Source organism: Wolbachia endosymbiont of Tribolium confusum (assembly GCF_020405475.1).
Lineage (GTDB): Bacteria > Pseudomonadota > Alphaproteobacteria > Rickettsiales > Anaplasmataceae > Wolbachia.
In genome coordinates this window covers 120,191-138,551 of the sequence record NZ_JAIZNT010000004.1, presented here as the reverse complement: position 1 = coordinate 138,551, position 18,361 = coordinate 120,191, and the positions used below count along the sequence as shown (strand labels likewise).

The following is an 18,361-nucleotide window of genomic DNA, read 5'->3' as shown; positions in this document are numbered from 1 at the left end:
AAGAAATTAATGGAACCAATTTTTCCTGAATATACATTTGGTAGTGTTAGTTTATCTGTGTGGCAAAACAATATAATTAGGCGATTTTCTGAGCATAGGAAATATCGGGTACTTTTATGGGAGTTTGGTCCTAGTTTATTTGAGTATCTGTGCAAACAAAAGGGTTTTGATTCTAAGGTGCTACTACAAAAGAATAAAAATGGTGAGGTATCAGAAAATGAATACCTGATGTTACTTGAAGCATTTGGTGAAATGAGAGTTTATTGGTGGTGGCCATGGAGCAAAAAAATCAAAGATGTTGAGCTAACTAAAGAACAGTGTGAAAGAGCGATAAATTACGATAGCTACTCTTTTTTGCAGAGATTAGTGCTTAGTGTATTTACAAATGTGATAGTACATCAATGGCATATTGTTCAATATGGATATATTTATAATTATCAACAGCTAACAAAGGAGGGATACATGCTAGATGCTGGAAAAGATATGGGAAAAAAAATGTTAGGAGCAGGAGCTACGGCATTAGGTGCAGGAGTAACAATATGTGTAGCAGGAATTATAGCTGCAGGTTCTTCTTATCTTGCTGGTAGAAATGTTGCAGAAGTAGGGACGCTAGCAATAGCAGATAAGTTTAGTAATCTGATTAGGGCGATTATTTTAAGTAATAACATTGATAATGACTCTAATACCACTTTAAATGAAGCACTGGAATCATTTGAATTAAAATGGTTACTAATGAATCTTGATATAAGCCTGAAAGATATAGAAGCGGGTAAAAAGAGTAAAGAAGAACACAATAGATATGTTAAGGATAGAATTAATGATGTTAAGAGACTGTCGTTAAAGTATCACCCAGATGTACAAGTAGGCATACAAAATGCAAATAGTGTGCAACAGAGAATTAATGCAATACTGAAAGCACTAAATAATGTACATGACTATGTAATGAAAGAAAAGCAAGGGTATGGTTACATATATAGATTATTTGGAGAAATTTCAGTCAATCTAATTAATAGTGGTCAAGATTTATTTAAGATAATCAATATAGCTGCATGTAATAAGTTGCATTATATAGCGTATTGGGAAGAAGGAAGGTTAATGGAATCAAGGAATCAATATTTGGAAGAAGTAAGAGAACACTATATAAAGCCATTAAAAAATAACTTAGGTTTTGTGGAAAAGATACTTAATGAGGAAATGTCTATAAGAGAAGCAAGAAATATTCTTGACTCAACAAAAGAAATAAGAAAGAAATTTGAACAACGTAATGAAGAGTATCAAAAATTCTATGAAGAGATTTGGGTAGAAAATCTAAAATCGCTAAGTAAGGAGTGTAAAAATTCTAAAGAGTTGGAGATAATAAAGTTAGAAGTAGGTAAGTTATTAAAAGAAGGTGAAACACAATATAAAATATTAAAGAGTCATAAAAAAGATAAAGTACAACCTGACGAAATATTTGTAGAACCAATATTGGAGTATTCTGATTTGATAAATGCACACTACAAATTGATCATTAAATTGTGTGAGAATATAGAAAGTTGTTTCTGTTGGGATAATAGTGATTTTTTTGAGCAACAGAAATTTGTGTTAGGAGCAGATGAAACTGAATTTACTGAAATAAGTAAGGAGTATATAAAAAAGCTCTCGTGTCAGGAATTATTCAAATTTGCAAACCTTATGGTAAATTATTATTATAGTAAGGAAAATGGCAAAGGGTTACAAAAGGTAGTAGGTCAGTATTACAACGGCGGCAATCCAAAAAGAAGAGAAATAGGAAATATATCAGTTTTTGCGCTAAATCAGTTAACAGATTTGCTTGAAGAAAAGTTTGAGAAAAAAGAAACCTTTTTTGAAAAAGAGAAGAAAAGAACAAAAAAAGCAATAGAGGAATCAAACGATATAAGGAGGCGCATAGAAGAAATAGAAGTTAGAACTAGAGCATCAGAACAAAGTAGAGAACAAGCGGTTCAGAGGGCAGAACAAGCGGCTCGAAGGGTAAGACAGTTGGAACAAGAATTGGAACAAAAGAACTTAGAGAAAAAAGCAGTTAAGGTTTGCGCTAGAAAATTAGCAGGACTTGATGAAGAACTACAAGGTGCAATAGGTGAGGAAGGTGAAGACAAAATTATAAAAGCAGCTATAAGTTGTACAAGAGGATCTCCAGACCAGGTAATAGATACAATAATAGAGGAAATAAAAATCAATAGAGAGCAAATAATAAAAGAAGGAAGAGTAAGTGCTGAGATAATTGAGGTAGGAGTAAGAGGTTTCTCAAATCAAGGTACTTCGCTTAGTGATGTAAATGTAAGCCAAGGTGCAAGTGCAGGAATTGGGAAAGGCAGTGGGGCTGGTGTATAAGTTTTTTGAGTAGTTTTTTCAAGTATGCAAGGGGGAGCACTAGGTAGGAGATACAAGCTTTTTTATTGGTTGAATATTTTCAAAAGGTTATCTCATTTAGCATCACAAAAAATTCATTTATTGACTTCTTTACTTTTCTGAAAATCACAAAAAAGATCGTATATTTGTGAGAACAAGCCATGTAAAAATAAAGTTATAAAAATAGAAGCTTGAAATTATTGCAACAAAGCTAGGCAAACCAGTTCGTATGTAGATATGGATGAAATATGCTAATATGGCTAGTTTTAGCGTATAGCAAAATCACTGTATTAAAAAGTTCGTATGTATCGAGTGGCAGACCAATCCATTCCAAGAAAACTTGTTCTCACGATCTTTGGTTTTGTTTACTGAAAGTGGTTGTATTATTTAAGTTTTTAGTGATATATAATATTAAATTAACATTAATTTATTTAAGAGTTAAGAAAAAAAGAATTGAGGTGAATTTATAACAAAAACAGGCTTTAAAAGCGAATAAAAGATCTTATATTGAGCCTGTTAAGAGCCTTTTGCCTAAAACTACTTTGGGTTAGAAAATTTTTCTAAAATAGTAATTGACAAAGTTTTAAAGGTAGAGCAACATGCCTAAAATATATTGAATCTTGTTAGGGGGGGTAAGTATGGATTACGAAGATGTACAAAAGATATTACTAGCGTCTATTAAAGAAGATGATCCTCATAAAGGGTTTAAAGAGTTAGAGATTAAGAGATATTGTATTGCATATCAGGCACTATTTAATAGATGGAATAGCATAATACTACCACCTTTTTTAAAGGAAATTTTAGAAAGTGGAGCCTGTTGGAAAATCGATGATACCTTAGGTCATGTTAAGCTTGATAGGTATGCACTAGGGAAAAAATTATTAACCTTAAAAACTGAAGATGGGCAAAAAATTCTCCTCAGTCGCTTTGATCGTTACAGGATTGCATGTTGGTGTTGTTTTGAAGACGAGATAAGAGCTATTTTTGAGGAATTTAAATTAACATTAGGTAGTAAACCAGTAGAGAGTTTAGTTAAGGGATGTGATAAAGGGGCTTTAATGATCTACTGGTCACATGCCATAAATAATCAGGAACATCAGTTGGAATTAAATAATGAGCATCCATACGTTTACGCTTTTAAATGTGCGATGCTAGAAAAGCATGTTGAAGCCTTGGAATTCTTCTGGGATAAGTTACAGTTAATTGATTCTGTATCCTCAAAAAGGAAAGAAGATTTATTAATGGAAGTAGCATATAATAAAGGACGTTTTTCTGCTGATAATGTTGGAATGGTTGATTTTTGTCTACGTTACCTTCATGAAGATAAGTATCATGAGTTATTGAAAAGGGATTTTAAACAAAATAAGTATCATTATACGTTAAGTACGCTCACAGGAAGTTACTCCTTTGAAAGTGCTAAAAGGCTATTTGAACATTTAAAGTCAGAAGATTTATCTCCTGAAGGTTATAGTACATCGATGTTTGGAGCATTGGATTCACTTGTTTCTTTATCAGATGATAGTTTTATTAAGTCTGGTAGTGACATGCTCACCTCCATGTGGAATCGTTCTGGCTTTGAAACTCATAAGCAACACTTTTTAGATAAGTTGGGTATAGGATATGCATCTAGAAATAGAATTGCTTGTCTGATCAAAAAGAATGCGGATATTAAGGTATTGCCGGAAATTATTAATTCACTTAATCAAGAGCAAATGCAATCTATTATGGAAGAAGATAAATCAATACATGAGATATTCACTAGAATTAGAAATAAGCAACTAGTTGGTGGAGGAGATGATCAGTTGCCAAATTCATCATTAGATGTAGAAGCTATACAACAGAAGGTGACTAATGTTAGAAGCAAAGTGTAGTGTTAAGATAAAGTTATTTAGTTACTTAAACTTAAACGAAAGCATGCAAAGAATTTTAGTGAGAGTAAAAATTGTAAAAGGTTAAAATCAGGAGGAGGTTATGGTTGATAACAATCAACACCAAGAAAAACCACAAGATTTCGAGTTGATTGAGTTGCTTTTTGGGAAAGTAGATTCTTCAACTTCTAGTGCAGTAGATCAGTTAGATCTATCTTTTGAAGCAAGATATCAGTCATTGGTTGATCAAATACAATCTTATTTACATTCTAGTGAAAAGCCTGGCTTTTTTCCTCATAGATTTTTAGGTTGGTTTTCCAGTGTATTAGATACTAAGCTTAATGATAAGTTAGGCATAAAAAAGTTACACTTTCGTTTTGAGGGAGCAAGAACCTTAAAGGTTGTGGCAGAAACAGAAAACAAAACACATGTTTTTATTTTTACCGAAGATACAGAGGCTCAACATTCTAACTCTCCTCAGACACGTACTAAGAATTTTGAATTCACCACGGGTGAGTGGAAGGATGTAATGGGTAGGGATTATACTGAATTGGATGCCCGCAAGCTTCAAATTGATGTGATAAAAATCTTGAAAGATAAGTATGAGTTAATAAAAAGCAGACCGAAGTCAGACAAAGATGTTAAGTCGAAGAAGTTATATTTATATCTGAAGAATAACGTGTTGGAGTGTAAAGCTAAGGATGTATATGGCAATACTCAAACAATGCAAATTGATCCTGATGAATTAAAAGGTCATTATTTACCTCAAGATGAATTTTTAAAGAAAGCTAAGCAGTTTCTAAATAGCTCAGATAAAAACCTTAGTGATGATTTTAGTAAGGAAATATCAAGAATTGTATCAGCAAAGGGATATACCTTAAAGAGTGATGGAGAAGATGAAAAAATAAACATTAAGGTAGAAAGTAAAAAGAAAATTGTAGATCAACCCATTGAGCCTACAGTAAAGTTTCAGGAAGTGACAAAAAAGCTGGGTAAGTCTATTTACCTAGAGGATTATATAGAAAAGCTTGTCAGTTCAGATACACGTCAAGCTAAGGAAAATCTCGAAGACATTCTAAATTATATTAAAAAAATTCATACCAATTTAGATTTACAAGGTAATGTTTATGGCATTAAGGCTCGCGAAGCTGATCAACATGGCTTTGTAGCAGGAATATTTGATAACTTTCGATATCGTGATAATACCAAACTCTATCTGGAGCAGTTTGCTGGAGGAGGTTACGCTGATATTGTTTTGCTTGTGCGTGGTCCTAATCGTGCTGTTGATTCAGTTCCAATTCTTATTGAACTCAAGGCTGGAACTGAAGGACAAGTTGATCCAAGTGATGCGCTGAGACAAGCTGAAGATTATATAAAAGGTTTTAGACCAAATAAGATGAGGATTTTAACCAATGCAGGTGATGCTATTGCTGTTGGGTTAAATTTAGATAATGCGGAACCGTTTAAAACTGAAGTAAAACCTATTAAACGACCACCAGCTCCTTTGATGGAGGAATTTATCGAACTAGTTGGCAAGTGGAATAATAAATCAGCTTATGAGGAAGTTTTTAAGCGAGAGGTAAAAGATTTATTATCAAGCGAATATCATACTTTTCCAGCAAATAAAGAAACAAAAGATCATTACTATTTCAGTCGAGACATATTAGGTCAATCAATTTTAATCAACAAGATTGGTCAAGATCAAAGTAACATTAAAAAATATATATACTCATATGATGAGTACCCGCTTAATTGGCCTCAGGGAACGGAATACACTTTATCTAAAAGCCCGGTTATGACATTAATATTTGTTCAAGGTAATGAAGGGCAAGAAAAAACAGCATTCATTTTTCATATACGAGAATCCAATACAAAGGAATTCTATGCTGATAAAAAAATTCCAGTGCTGAACATACCTGGAATAGGAAGAGTAGGAAATGTCATAGAAATTAAAATGAGTCTAAAAAAATATGAAACAGGGTTATCTTTTGAAGACCTTTTTGAAATAGAACAGATAAGTAAATATAAACCAAGTGGTGCAGATCAACAATTTGCAGGTAGTTTTCTTAAAATACCTAATTCTGATGAATTAAAGGCAAAATTTGATCAAGCAATAACTTCTCAACATACTACTTCCCCTGACGGTGAGGTTTCATTGCAAGCCTATAAAGGGTTGCTTACTGAGGTAGCAGATGCGATTTACCCTATTAAAGATTTGATTACTAATGAAGCAAGATTACAAGCTGTTCTTAATGGTTTATTTAGTAGTTACAGCGATTTAAAGCTACAGGAAACTTCTTCTAAGACTGTAATCATACCTGAATTTCAAGTAGGAGCAGGTGGTCGTGTAGATATGGTAATTCAAGGTATTGGTCCTTCGCCTCAAGGTACTAAAGAATATACTCCTATAGCGTTGGAATTTAAGCTTATAGATAAAAACTTAAATCAAAATCAGCTAAAACAGGAAGTTGATAAATTAACAAAAGAACAAAATATTAGATATGCTAAAGGGGCAGCACTGAAAGCAATCACAGATAGTGACAAAATGCTTTTCATGGGCGTAGTTGTTAATGCGAAGGCTAAGGATAAAGGTTCTTTAATATTAACGAGTGATGAGTTTGTTCCTGCTCTAGTAGTGCACAGTTCTATTGATATCGCTAAGAGAAAACATTTAGAAGGAATACAAGAAGTAACCCAGAGACTCAAAGATATAGGTATACAAGAAGAGAACTTAAATACATTAGAATCTGCAACAGCAGAAAAGGATTATCATTACTGGCTTCAACAACACGATATAGCTGATATTGCAAGAATAGAATATGGCTATGGTACTGATGGGGCTAACACATTGTTTGAAGTAGTGGGATCACCGAAGCATATAGCTAATCAATTACAACAGTTTCAGAATAGCGTAGCAACAAGAGGTGAAAAAAGGCCATTAACTTTAATTGTTAATTTAAATAATAATCACTGGGTTACGTTAGTTGTTGCCTATCAAAATGGGAAGTATAATGGGTACTATGCAGACTCGTTTGGTAGCAATGTTCCAGATAGTATTCGTCAAGTTTTACAACAAGCTCAAATTACCGTTAATGATGTTTCTTTTGCTCAACAAAGAGATGGTCACAATTGTGGCTTATGGGCATTAGAAAATGCTAGAGATATTAATGATGTATTGCAAATAAGTAGATCACGTAATATTCCTAATGAAATACGTAACCGTTTGCAAGTTCAAGGAAGAAATGAAGATTATTTTATACGTGCGAGAGAAGATATTTCAGATAGATTAAGTATAGATTCGCAACGTATAGCTAACCTAGAAACTATACTTGCTGAAACACAACAACCGAGCAAGAAATTCAACTTAAATAGTTGTGTGGGAGGAGGTAGCAGAAGGAAAAGAAGTACTAATCTTTGTTTGTTTTCCAAAGGTGATGTAGAAAAGTTTAGTAAAGGAAGGGTAGATGAAAATGATATAGATAAAATTATAATTGATAGTGAAAAATTCCTAACTTATGTTAAAAACAGTCAAGATGAAAAGAAAAATGCTCAGCTAGTAGAGTTCGTTGAAGACAAAAGTATTGAAGGTAATCATAAGTATTTACTCGATAAGGTCATTGGAGATCAAGGGTATGAACGCTATGTCCAGAATGAACGTATTAAGGGTTTGCACGGTGACGTTTCACAGCAAAATAGCGGGTTAATAAAAAATCCAAAATTAAAAAGCAGGTTAATGAATGCTGCAGGTGGAATACAATTAATCAGAGGAATCCATGGAGCCATTGTGTCTTGTAAGGATGGAACAGCAACAGATTGTGGATTAAATCTAGGCGGAATAGGATGGTCTTTTGCATCTCAACCAATTGAGAATGTAATGGTTAAAATTACTCCAAAAGTTGTTGCATCAGCTGAAAAGGTTGTAGGAAAGATACCAGGTGTTTTAGGTAAGCGGACAAAATTTGCTGTCCGAGTTGTAGGAGTGAAATTTGGAAGTACAATAGCAAAAGGTGCAGCAGGGGCTATAGCTGGTGTATTTGATATTGTTGAGATAGGCATGTCAACAAGTAATCTTGTAGATTGTAAAAAAAGAGAGAATAGTGATAATCCATGTGGAGAAAAGGAGATAAGAGATAATATAGCATCCATAGCCTTTTCTAGCACTTCATTTGTTTCTGGTGTTGCTCTTACAGCACTTAACATGCCTGTAGTTGGTATTGCAGCTGGGGCTGCGTTAATGGTAGGTTATGGGATTTATAGTGGTGTCAGCAATATCGTAGAGTACAAGAAAAAGTATGATACAACCCATGGAGAAAACTGGAGCATATTTTGGAGAACGATTCTATTTCAAGATATGGCATCTGATGTGCAACACCTTGCAGATAGAAAAAACACAGTTGATAGTCTAGCTAAAGAAGTATGGAAGGCTTTAAATAATGCTCCTAATAGTGTTGTTGCTTATGGTGTTGGTCTTGGAAAAGTAAGTGATAATACTCTTCGGCCTGATTATGCAAAGATTTTGATGGATAAAGAAGATACTAATACCAAAGATCTTTCACGTGTTATACCTGATCGTATACCAGGTGCCAGCAGGATTTGTTTGCCAAAGGTTACTGGGCAGGATTATGAAAAAGGTATTACAAGTTCAGTTCAACCGCCTTTATACTACTGTGAGAATGCAATGGTTATTAGTCACGATGGTAGAAATGGCAAAACAATTGTTTATGATTTACGAAATATAGATAAAGGCGAAATTGTTGGAAGCAATAAATGGAACAATAATTTTCTAATTTATCCAGGTACAACAAAAATAACTGGTGGCAATAATGTAGCAAATAGGTTTGTCCTTGTAAATAACCCTAGCTTTTCAGGTAAAATTATTGGTGGAAGCAACTCTACTAATATACTTGATTTAAGCCAGTTAACAAAAGATAAAGTAAGTATAAGAGTTAACTATCGTTTCAAACCTAGTGCCCATGGACAATTAAAGGTAGAAATAAATAATCGTTTATTGATTGATGATTATGTCGGTAACAACCTCTTTAATTACCATTATATTGGAAGAAAGAACAAGGTGGATGAGGTTTTGTGCATGGGTTACTCTGAGCACTTTACCGGAACCGATGATCGTGACGTTATCATAGATAGTGGTGGTGGTTCTAACAACAATGAGAAAGATGTAGTTGAAAATTGTAAAAAAGTAATTATTTCGCCGTATACTACAGTCAAGGGTGGAAAGAGCAATTATACTTTTTACGTAAAAACTGCAGACTATAAAGGTAGAGGTTTATATTCAGAAATTGATGTAGATGGAACAGGAACTGTAGTTTTTCCAGAAATTGATTTATTGAGTGATTGTGATCAAATAACTTACTCTACAAATAGTAATACTTTATCTTTGAAAATAAACTTGGGTCAAAACAATCAATTTACTCTTGATATAAAAAATTATGCTGAGCAAAGCAGTAATAAACCTTATTTTGTACTAATAGATAAAAATGGTAGTAATATTGTTCCTAAGATTGAAAAATCAGACTCATCAGCTATAAAGATTAATTCATTTGAATTACATTCAGAATATCCTCTAGATAATTTTGACAATGTTGAAACTCATTACAAAAAGATTCTAAACAATAATAAGGATTATAAGGTTTTGAGTGTCGTTAGAAGCAAAACAGAAAGTCAAGATAATAATATGGTTCCGCATATGGTTTTTGGTTCTTCAGGAGATGATGTAATCAACTTCGATCAAGGCACTATGTTTGCAAGAGGAGGAGAAGGAAGTGATGTGTATTTTATTAGCAATGATATAAATAGTAGAGAAGTCAAAATTGATAATAATTCAAATGATAAAAAACTGGATATACTATTTATGCCAGAAGTTGGAAAAGATTTTTCAATTCAGCAATGTGACTTACATTTAAATTATAACGACACTGATATTCAAGTAAAAAACTATCTTCAAGATTCTAATTATAGGCATCTTATAGTTATGAACAAAAAAGGAGAAACATTTATTCCTTATGTACAGTCAATGTCGTGTTCTTCCTCAGAAAAAGGTAAATTAGTTCCTTTTTTACAAGCTACACAAACTCAGAATATGTTTTTGTTACCTAAGGATTTTCAAGGTGATCATGTAGTAATAGATTCTCGTCTTGAAGATATTAAAAAGTATAAAGATAAAGATGATCTCCTATTGATAAGAGAAAGTGAAATACCTTTTATGATTAGAATAGAAGGGTTTTATACCAACCGAAGTAAATGGGAAGATATTTCTTATTCTTTATGGAATAACAATGATCTTGTTCCATCTTCTGACTTGTTAGAAAATGTTGATAATGTAACAGAATACAAAGACAAACTTAGAAGTGATTATGAAAGAATCGTAAAAGAATACATTATGGATTTTAGTAATCCTACTACTGTTATCCAGCATAACCAAAAGTCAGAAAAAGGTATCTCTACTTTTATAGGAGAAGACGAAGAGCGCATAGGAGTAATGATATTGAAGAACACTAGTCCGGATCAGGTTGAAGTTTTTAGTAGTGGTACAGATCTGATATTTCGTGATAAGAAGTCTAATCATACGATCGACATAAAGGATTGGGATAATTCTGAATCTTATAGAATTTCTATATTGGAATTTGATCTAGGTTTAGAACCAATAACAATCCGTAGGTTAGATAGGTTTAGCTTATCTGAGGTAGGAAAAGTACAGTATTTAATTGGTAAAGCTTCAGAAAATTGTCAGAATAGGGATAAATATACTCCGAAAGTAGAAAATGACTTTAAATGTTTAGTATCAGCTGATAATTTTACAAGAGAAAATAAAAGTCCAGCATATCGATGTTTAGGTTTTTCTTCACTCCAAGAGCAGGTTAGCTTTACAGAAAATTTTTGTAGTTTAGAGGGAATTGAGGAATTAAAAGGTAAAATGACAAGTAGCAGTCAAATTTTAACATTGCTTGAAAAATTAGAAAATAACCTTTTACTGAATGGGTATGATTCAAACACAATAGATCAGTGCAGTAAGTGGATGATAACTTCAGGATTGGGAGTATTGAAACCTTTGGTAAGCACAGCAGTTTATGAAGGTAAATGGGATGAAGTTAAAACTCTTCTTGATAAAACTGCTAAAAAAAGTAATGTTGATATTGAACATAAAAATCAGTGTTCACAGAACTGGACGTCTTTGCATTATGCTGTTTACAACGGTAATGTAAAATTAAGTGAAAGTGTATTTAAATCATTTTTAGAGAAGAAAGGTGACATTAATGCTTTAACTAGTTGTAACGACGATAATTGGGCACTTTTACACTATGCTGTTTATTATGGCAACCTTGATATGGTTAGCTTTCTTATAGATAAAGGTGCTAAAATTGAAATTAGAAGTAAGGAGGGTAAGACACCCCTGCATTTGGCTGTTGAAGAAGCCAAGCAAAACATGATTAATCTTCTTCTTGATAGAGGTGCTGATATCGAGGCTAAAAACAACGATGGTAGAACACCTCTATATTTAGCCGCTTACAATAATGACTCAGGTGTAATTGAACTTCTTTGTAACAGGATCAAGACTAAAAGTAATGACGCATTTAAAATGATAAAACAGGTTGAATTTTTAAAGAAGGAAGTTGTTAACCAAGCAAATATTCCATCTAATGCAAAAGGATTGGTAGAGTCTTGTATAAGTAGTTTAAGAGGTTCGATAAAAAGTGAAGCAGAAAGGGTGCTAAAGGATGGTATGCTAAATAATCGCAATGCTTCGACTATTGAACTTTTGGATGAGGTTTATAATTTTGATGAAAAGTTGTTTGGTGGAGCAATTAAGGAAGCTGTAAGTGACGTATACTCGCAAGTAGATAAAAAAGAAATATTAAGGTTCATATACAGTCATAATAGCCCTGATCAGAGTATCTCAGGTTATATAGCTGTGTTTGATAAAATGCCAAAGAACGATGGTGCATTATTTGAGTTAGCTCGCTGTATTAAAAATACAGTAGACTCTAGTAAATATTCTAGTGTCCGTTCAGAAAAAAGATCTGACCTTGAAAAACTAAAAAGTAGATTACCAGAATCAGTGAGGAATGCAGTATTTTCGTCAAAAGTATGTATTAAAAATGTTAAGTATGATGAATATTTGTATGCTGCTAGCTACGCCCCGTATGACGGGTATAGACGTAGTGTATTTACTTGGCATACAAAGGGTCAAGCAGGAGGTCAAAGTCAGTGGAAAATTGAGCTTGATGGTAGCAATTATCACATAAAGAACGTTCAATATGGTGAATACTTGTATGCTGCGGATTCCTATAAGTATGACGACTATAGACGGTACGTATTTACTTGGCATACAAAGAGGCGAGCAGGAGGCCAAAGTCAGTGGAAAATTGAGCTTGATGGTGACAATTGTCACATAAAGAACGTTCAATATGATGAATACTTGTATGCTGCAGATTCCTATAAGTATGACAGCTATAGACGATACGTATTTACTTGGCATACGCAGGATCGAGTGGGAGATCAAAGTAGGTGGAAAATTGAAGATTGTGGATCTACTCGCAATAGACGTAGTCTACAAGAATCAAATGGTTATAATCAAACTGTAGTCGACTATAAGTCGATATTAACTGAAGAAGATGATCGGCAAATAGCAAGTAGAATATCTGCTATAGTTGAAGATATTGAAAGGCATACCTTTTTAAATCAGTCAAAAAATAAGTTAGATTTAGATAGTTATTTAAATAATAGAGGGAGAAGCAATGCTGATCTTTACCCGAATTTTGTAAAGGAAGATGTATGTAGTGAGTTAAATACAAGTGAGAGAAAAAATGTTATTCTAGGAGGAAATGATATATGCGCAATTACTTCAGGTCATGAAACACTTGATATTGAAAATTTTCCTATTCAGGAAGTAGTAGTTAATGATGATATCAATGGAAAGAAAAGTTTAAGAAGGACATTAGATTTACATCAGTTGATGCAGCAGGTAGATAGGGATTTGAGTATAAAACCGATACCAACTGTTATGAAAGATAAGGATGATTTATTAATTAAGTTATCTATATCAGCTACCGGCTTACAGCAAGATGTAATAACAGTCAGGCTGAAAGATGCACTTATAAATAAGTGGTATAAAAAATTACAAATTATTTTTGATAATGCACCGGTGGAAATAGATGATAATTTAGATTTAAAGTCTTCATTCTTTATTTCTGATGAGAATTTTATTGAAGTAACATCTCAAAGCATAGAAGAAAAGAATAAGCTAATTGTATCTAAAAAAGCAGGGCAGTATACTTATCTTCATGATAAATATGACTTGATAGTTACCAATGTCTTTAATGCTGATGTAGAAGCAAGCGAGTTATGTATTATACGGTTTAAGGATTTCTATAAAGAACCTAAAATGGAAACATTATCTATAAAATTTGCTGACAGAGAAATATTATTAAGTAACGAAATAGATAAAATACGTAATTCAGATAGTATTGATGAATTAAATAATGTGAGTTCTATTATTAATTCACAAAAGAATTCTATACCTTTAGAGTCTCCAAACAGTGGAGACATAAATGCTCAAGGTAAACTTGGTAGGACATCTTTGCATCTTGCTTCTGGAGCTGGTGAATTTGATAAGGTTAAACTTCTTCTTGATAGAGGAGCTAATATTAAAGTTCAAGATAAATTTGGGTACACACCAATATTTCTTGCTACTCAATCAGGTAAATGGAGTATAGTAAAACTACTCCTTGATAGAGGTGCTAATATTGATGCTCAAGATAAGGAAGGTAAAACACTTTTACACTTTGCTGCATCAGGAAATAATTTAGATATGGTTCAATTCCTTCTTGACAGAGGTGCTAATATTGAAGTTCAAGACAGGCGTGCTTGGACACCGACACTTTATGCTGCTCAGTCAGGTAAATGGGGTGTGGTCAAGCTTCTTGTTAGTAACGGTGCAAAATTTAATAATGAGATAACGTATCAGGGAACGCCTTTACATTTTGCTGCTCAAGAGGGTAATTTAGATATGGTCAGATTTCTTCTTGATGAAGGTGCTGAAATTGAATCTCAAGATAAAGATAATAAAAAGCCTTTACATCTTGCTGTTGAAGCAGGTAGGTTGAGTGTAGTAAAACTCCTTCTTGATAGAGGTGCTAGTGTCAACGTTATAGACATGAATAGCCAAACGCCTTTAGGTTTAGCTACTAAAGGAGATATGATAGAAATTTTGAAGAAGGCGGAGTTGGATCAAGGGTTATTAATTAATGCAAGGGGTGGTAATCTTGATAAAGTAAAAGATCTTATCGCTCAAGGTGCTAATTTAGAGACTAAAGATAAAGATGGTAAAATACCTTTAGAGTTGGCTGAGCAAAAGGGTTACACAGATATAGTAGAAATTTTAAAACAAACACAATTAAATCTGGATAGAGAGTTATTGATTGCTATAGAAAAAGAAGATCTTGGCAAAGTTAAAGACAATATCAGACGAGGTGCTAATGTTAATGCTCAAAGTAGGCTGGGTTGGATCTCTGTGTTCTGGGCAATTCAAAAGAATAATTTAAGTATAGTTAAACTTCTCGTAAATAACGGTGCTGATATTAATGCCAAAGATAATGAAAGTTGGATGCCTCTTCATTGGGCTGTTCAATTGGGTTCATTAGATGTAGTTAAGTATCTTGTTGAGAGAGGTGCTAATGTTAATGCTTTAACTGCCGACGGTAGAACACCTTTAGACTTAGCTGCTCAAAAGAATCGCGTAAATGTAATAGAATTTTTGAAAAAAGCACAGTTAGATTTGGATAAAGAATTATTGACTGCAGTGCAAGATGGAGATCTCAATAAAGTTGAAGGCCTTGCAAATCAAGGTGCTGGATTGAATACTAAAGGTAGTAATGATTGGACACTTTTACACTTTGCTGCTTCTAGCAACAAGTTCGACATAGTTAAGTTTCTTCTTGATAAGAACGCTAATATCAAAGCTAAAGATGTGTATGGTAATACACCTTTACATGTGGCTGCTCAGTATGATAGTAAGCTTGAAATAGTCGAATTTCTTTTAGATAAAAATGCTAGTGGCATTAATGATGTAAATAATAATGGTTCAACACCTTTGCATGTAGCTATACAAGGAAATAAATCAAGCACAGTCAAATTTCTTCTCAATAAAGGTGCTAGTATTCAAGTTAAAGACAAAGATGGTAAAACACCTTTAGATTTAGCTAAGCAAGAAGGTTACACAAACATAGTACAAATGATAGAACAAAGACAATCAGATTTAGATGAAGAATTGTTGACTGCAGTACGAGATGGTAATCTCAATGAAGTTGAGGATCTTGTTAGTCAGAATGCTAATGTTAATACTAGAGATATATACAGTTGGACACCACTACATTGGGCTACATTTAAAGATCATTTAGAAATTGCAAGGTTTTTGATGAAAAAAGGCGCTGATATTAATGCTGCAGATAAAGGCCCTTATGGTAAAAAGTCTATACATGTTGCTGCTGAGAATAATAGTAAAGATATCATAGAGTTTTTTCTTAGCAAGGGAGTAGGTATTAATGATACTGACAAGCAAGGTTACACACCACTGCACTATGCTGCATGGAGAGGGCGTTTAGAGGTTGCTAAGTTTTTGATAGAAAAAGGTGCTGATATGAATGCTGCAGACACTTCTACTGCTGGTAAAAAGCCTATACACGTTGCTGCTGAGAATAATAATAGAGATATCATAGAGTTTCTCTTGAGCAAGGGAGTAAGCGTTGATGCTGCTGATAATAATGGTTGGACACCACTACATTATGCAGCATCGAAAGACTGCTTAGAAGTTGCAAAGTTTTTAATAGAAAAAGGTGCTGATATTAATGCTGAGAATATGTACGGCAAAAAGCCTATACAGCGTGCTGCTGAGAACAATAGTAAGAATATTGTAGAGCTTCTTCTCAGCAAGGGAGTTAGTGTGAATGATGCTGACAAGAATGGTTGGACACCACTACATTGGGCTTCTTGGGGTGGTCATTTAGATTTGGTAAAGTATTTTATAGATAAGGGAGCAAATATTAATACTAAAGGCAAGGATAGTAAGATATCGTTAGATGTTGCTACTGATCAAAAACATAATGATGTTGTAGGGTATTTAAAAAAAGCACAATTAGGCGAGCAATTGTTGACTGTGGTGCAAGTTGGTAACCTTAAAGAAGTTAAAGATCTTGTAAGTCAAGGTGCTATCTTGAATGCTCAAGATCGGTATGGCTGGACACCGTTATACTTTGCTGTTTCTAGTAATCGATTGGATATAGTAAGGTACCTTATAGAAAATGGTGCTAATATTAATGCTAAGGATAAGGAAGGCAAAACACCTTTACACTGGGCCTCTAGTAATGGTAAATTAGATATAGCAAAGTATCTTATAGGTAAAGGTGCTAACATTGATGCCAAAGATGATGGTGGTAGAGTACCTCTAAATGAAGCTGGTTCTTATTCAAATATGGAAAGAGTTTTAATGCAGGCACACTTAGATAGAGAATTGTTACTTACCGTAAAAAGTGAAAAAGATCTAAAGACAATAAATGATCTTATTGCTAAAGATATCGACGACAGAACGCATGGCGTATTTTATTATACTTGGAGTGGTAACTTAGGCATAGTAGAGTTTCTTGTTAGTAAAGATGTGAGTGTTAATGCGACTGATAAATATGGTTGCACATTACTACACTGGGCTGCATTGAAAGGTCATTCAGATATTACTAAGTTTTTAGTTGATAAGGGAGCTAATGTGAATGCTAAAGATATACTTGGCAGAATTCCTATGCACTTTGCTATTATGAATAATAACGTGAATATCACGGGGTTTCTTCTGAACAAGGGAGCAAACGTTGATGAGGCTGATAAAAATGGTTGGACACCACTACATTGGGCTGCACTGGAAGATTGTTTAGAAGTTGCTAAGTTTCTAGTTGATAAAGGAGCAGATGTGAATGCTAAGGATATATATGGCAAAACACCTCTAGATATTGCTAGAGATAAAGGATATAATAATATTATGAAACGTTTAGAGAAAGAAATCAATGAAAAAAGAGAAAAACCTGCACAACGCAAACGTCGTCATCACCATATAGATTCAAGTAATCAACCTGAGATAGCAGCAAGCAGTGGCACAAGACCATCTTCATGGATAAATGATTGTATTTCTTGGGTGAAAAGCTCTGTAGGTGGGTTATTTTATTCTGGAGCTGCTTTGCCTGAGGAAACATTGAATACTACAAGTGCAATCTCACAAGTTGATGCACCAATGGATGTAAATGGTACAATAATGTTACTTGATGTGCTGGTTAGAAAAGTTACAGGTCAGAAGTATATTTCTACAGTAGATCAACCTATATCTCCACTAGAAGCACAGGGCTATACATTGAATATTACAAAGGGATTTGAGAAAGTAGTAGAGCAAGCTGCAAAGGGTAGCAAAATATCAATGCACCGGTTAAATATTGATTTTATGGAAATGGGGAAAGAGATTACTGGAAAAATTATAGGTGGCAAATTTGATGAGATTTCAGGGATTTTAAATTCATATGTAGAGAAGGCGTGTCCTGGTAGAGAGGCGGGATGTCCTGGCAAGTTAAGTCCGAAGAAGTTTGACAAGTTTATGATTCAATTTAATAGCAGGCTAAATATTGTATTAAATCAATCAGTAGAGCAGATATTACACAACAGAGATGGTAAATTAGAAGTTGATGGTGCAAAAAAACAGCAGATGATTTTAGAGCCTCAAAGTCATTTAAGTAATGCTTCAGTTCACAGCCATTCAAAAGTATCAACTTGTCTTTCTGATGTAGGAGTAACCAAGCTTGGAGGTAATCTCAATAGGTAGGTTATAATATAAGAGGTGGAGCTATAATATGCCAAGTAGTGGAAAATTTAAAGTAAAGGTAGCTAAAATAATTAGGGGTATCAGTACCAAGTTTGATGGTCCTCATACTAAAATGGATGAAGTAGACATTAAATGCTAAGTGGTTAATCTGTTTTCCATATTGAATTTACAGCACGTAGCTTTGATATAGAAGTTTGGGTAACGTTATGATAGTAATTTATATAATTCTATGTGTAATCTTTATAGCCATTTT

3 protein-coding genes are annotated in these 18,361 nt (G+C 33.6%); all 3 read left to right on the top strand.

Annotated features, from left to right (window positions below):
• Window positions 1-2,355 (top strand): flotillin family protein (locus tag LEM02_RS03860; protein WP_226079868.1); only part of this gene is annotated, 2,355 nt, incomplete at its 5' end.
• Between the two features lie 656 nt (window positions 2,356-3,011).
• Window positions 3,012-4,244 carry a hypothetical protein gene (locus LEM02_RS03855; RefSeq protein WP_226079866.1) on the top strand — a complete coding sequence of 411 codons (1,233 nt, stop codon included), beginning with the start codon at window positions 3,012-3,014 and terminating at the stop codon, window positions 4,242-4,244.
• A gap of 100 nt (window positions 4,245-4,344) precedes the next feature.
• A complete protein-coding gene (locus LEM02_RS03850) occupies window positions 4,345-18,108 on the top strand; it encodes an ankyrin repeat domain-containing protein (RefSeq protein WP_226079864.1) in 13,764 nt (4,587 codons plus the stop codon).
• Window positions 18,109-18,361 lie beyond the last annotated feature (253 nt).

Coding starts and splice junctions, on each gene's coding strand:
- LEM02_RS03850 (WP_226079864.1), top strand. CDS start 4,345: ATGGTTGATAACAATCAACACCAAGAAAAACCACAAGATTTCGAGTTG.
- LEM02_RS03855 (WP_226079866.1), top strand. CDS start 3,012: ATGGATTACGAAGATGTACAAAAGATATTACTAGCGTCTATTAAAGAA.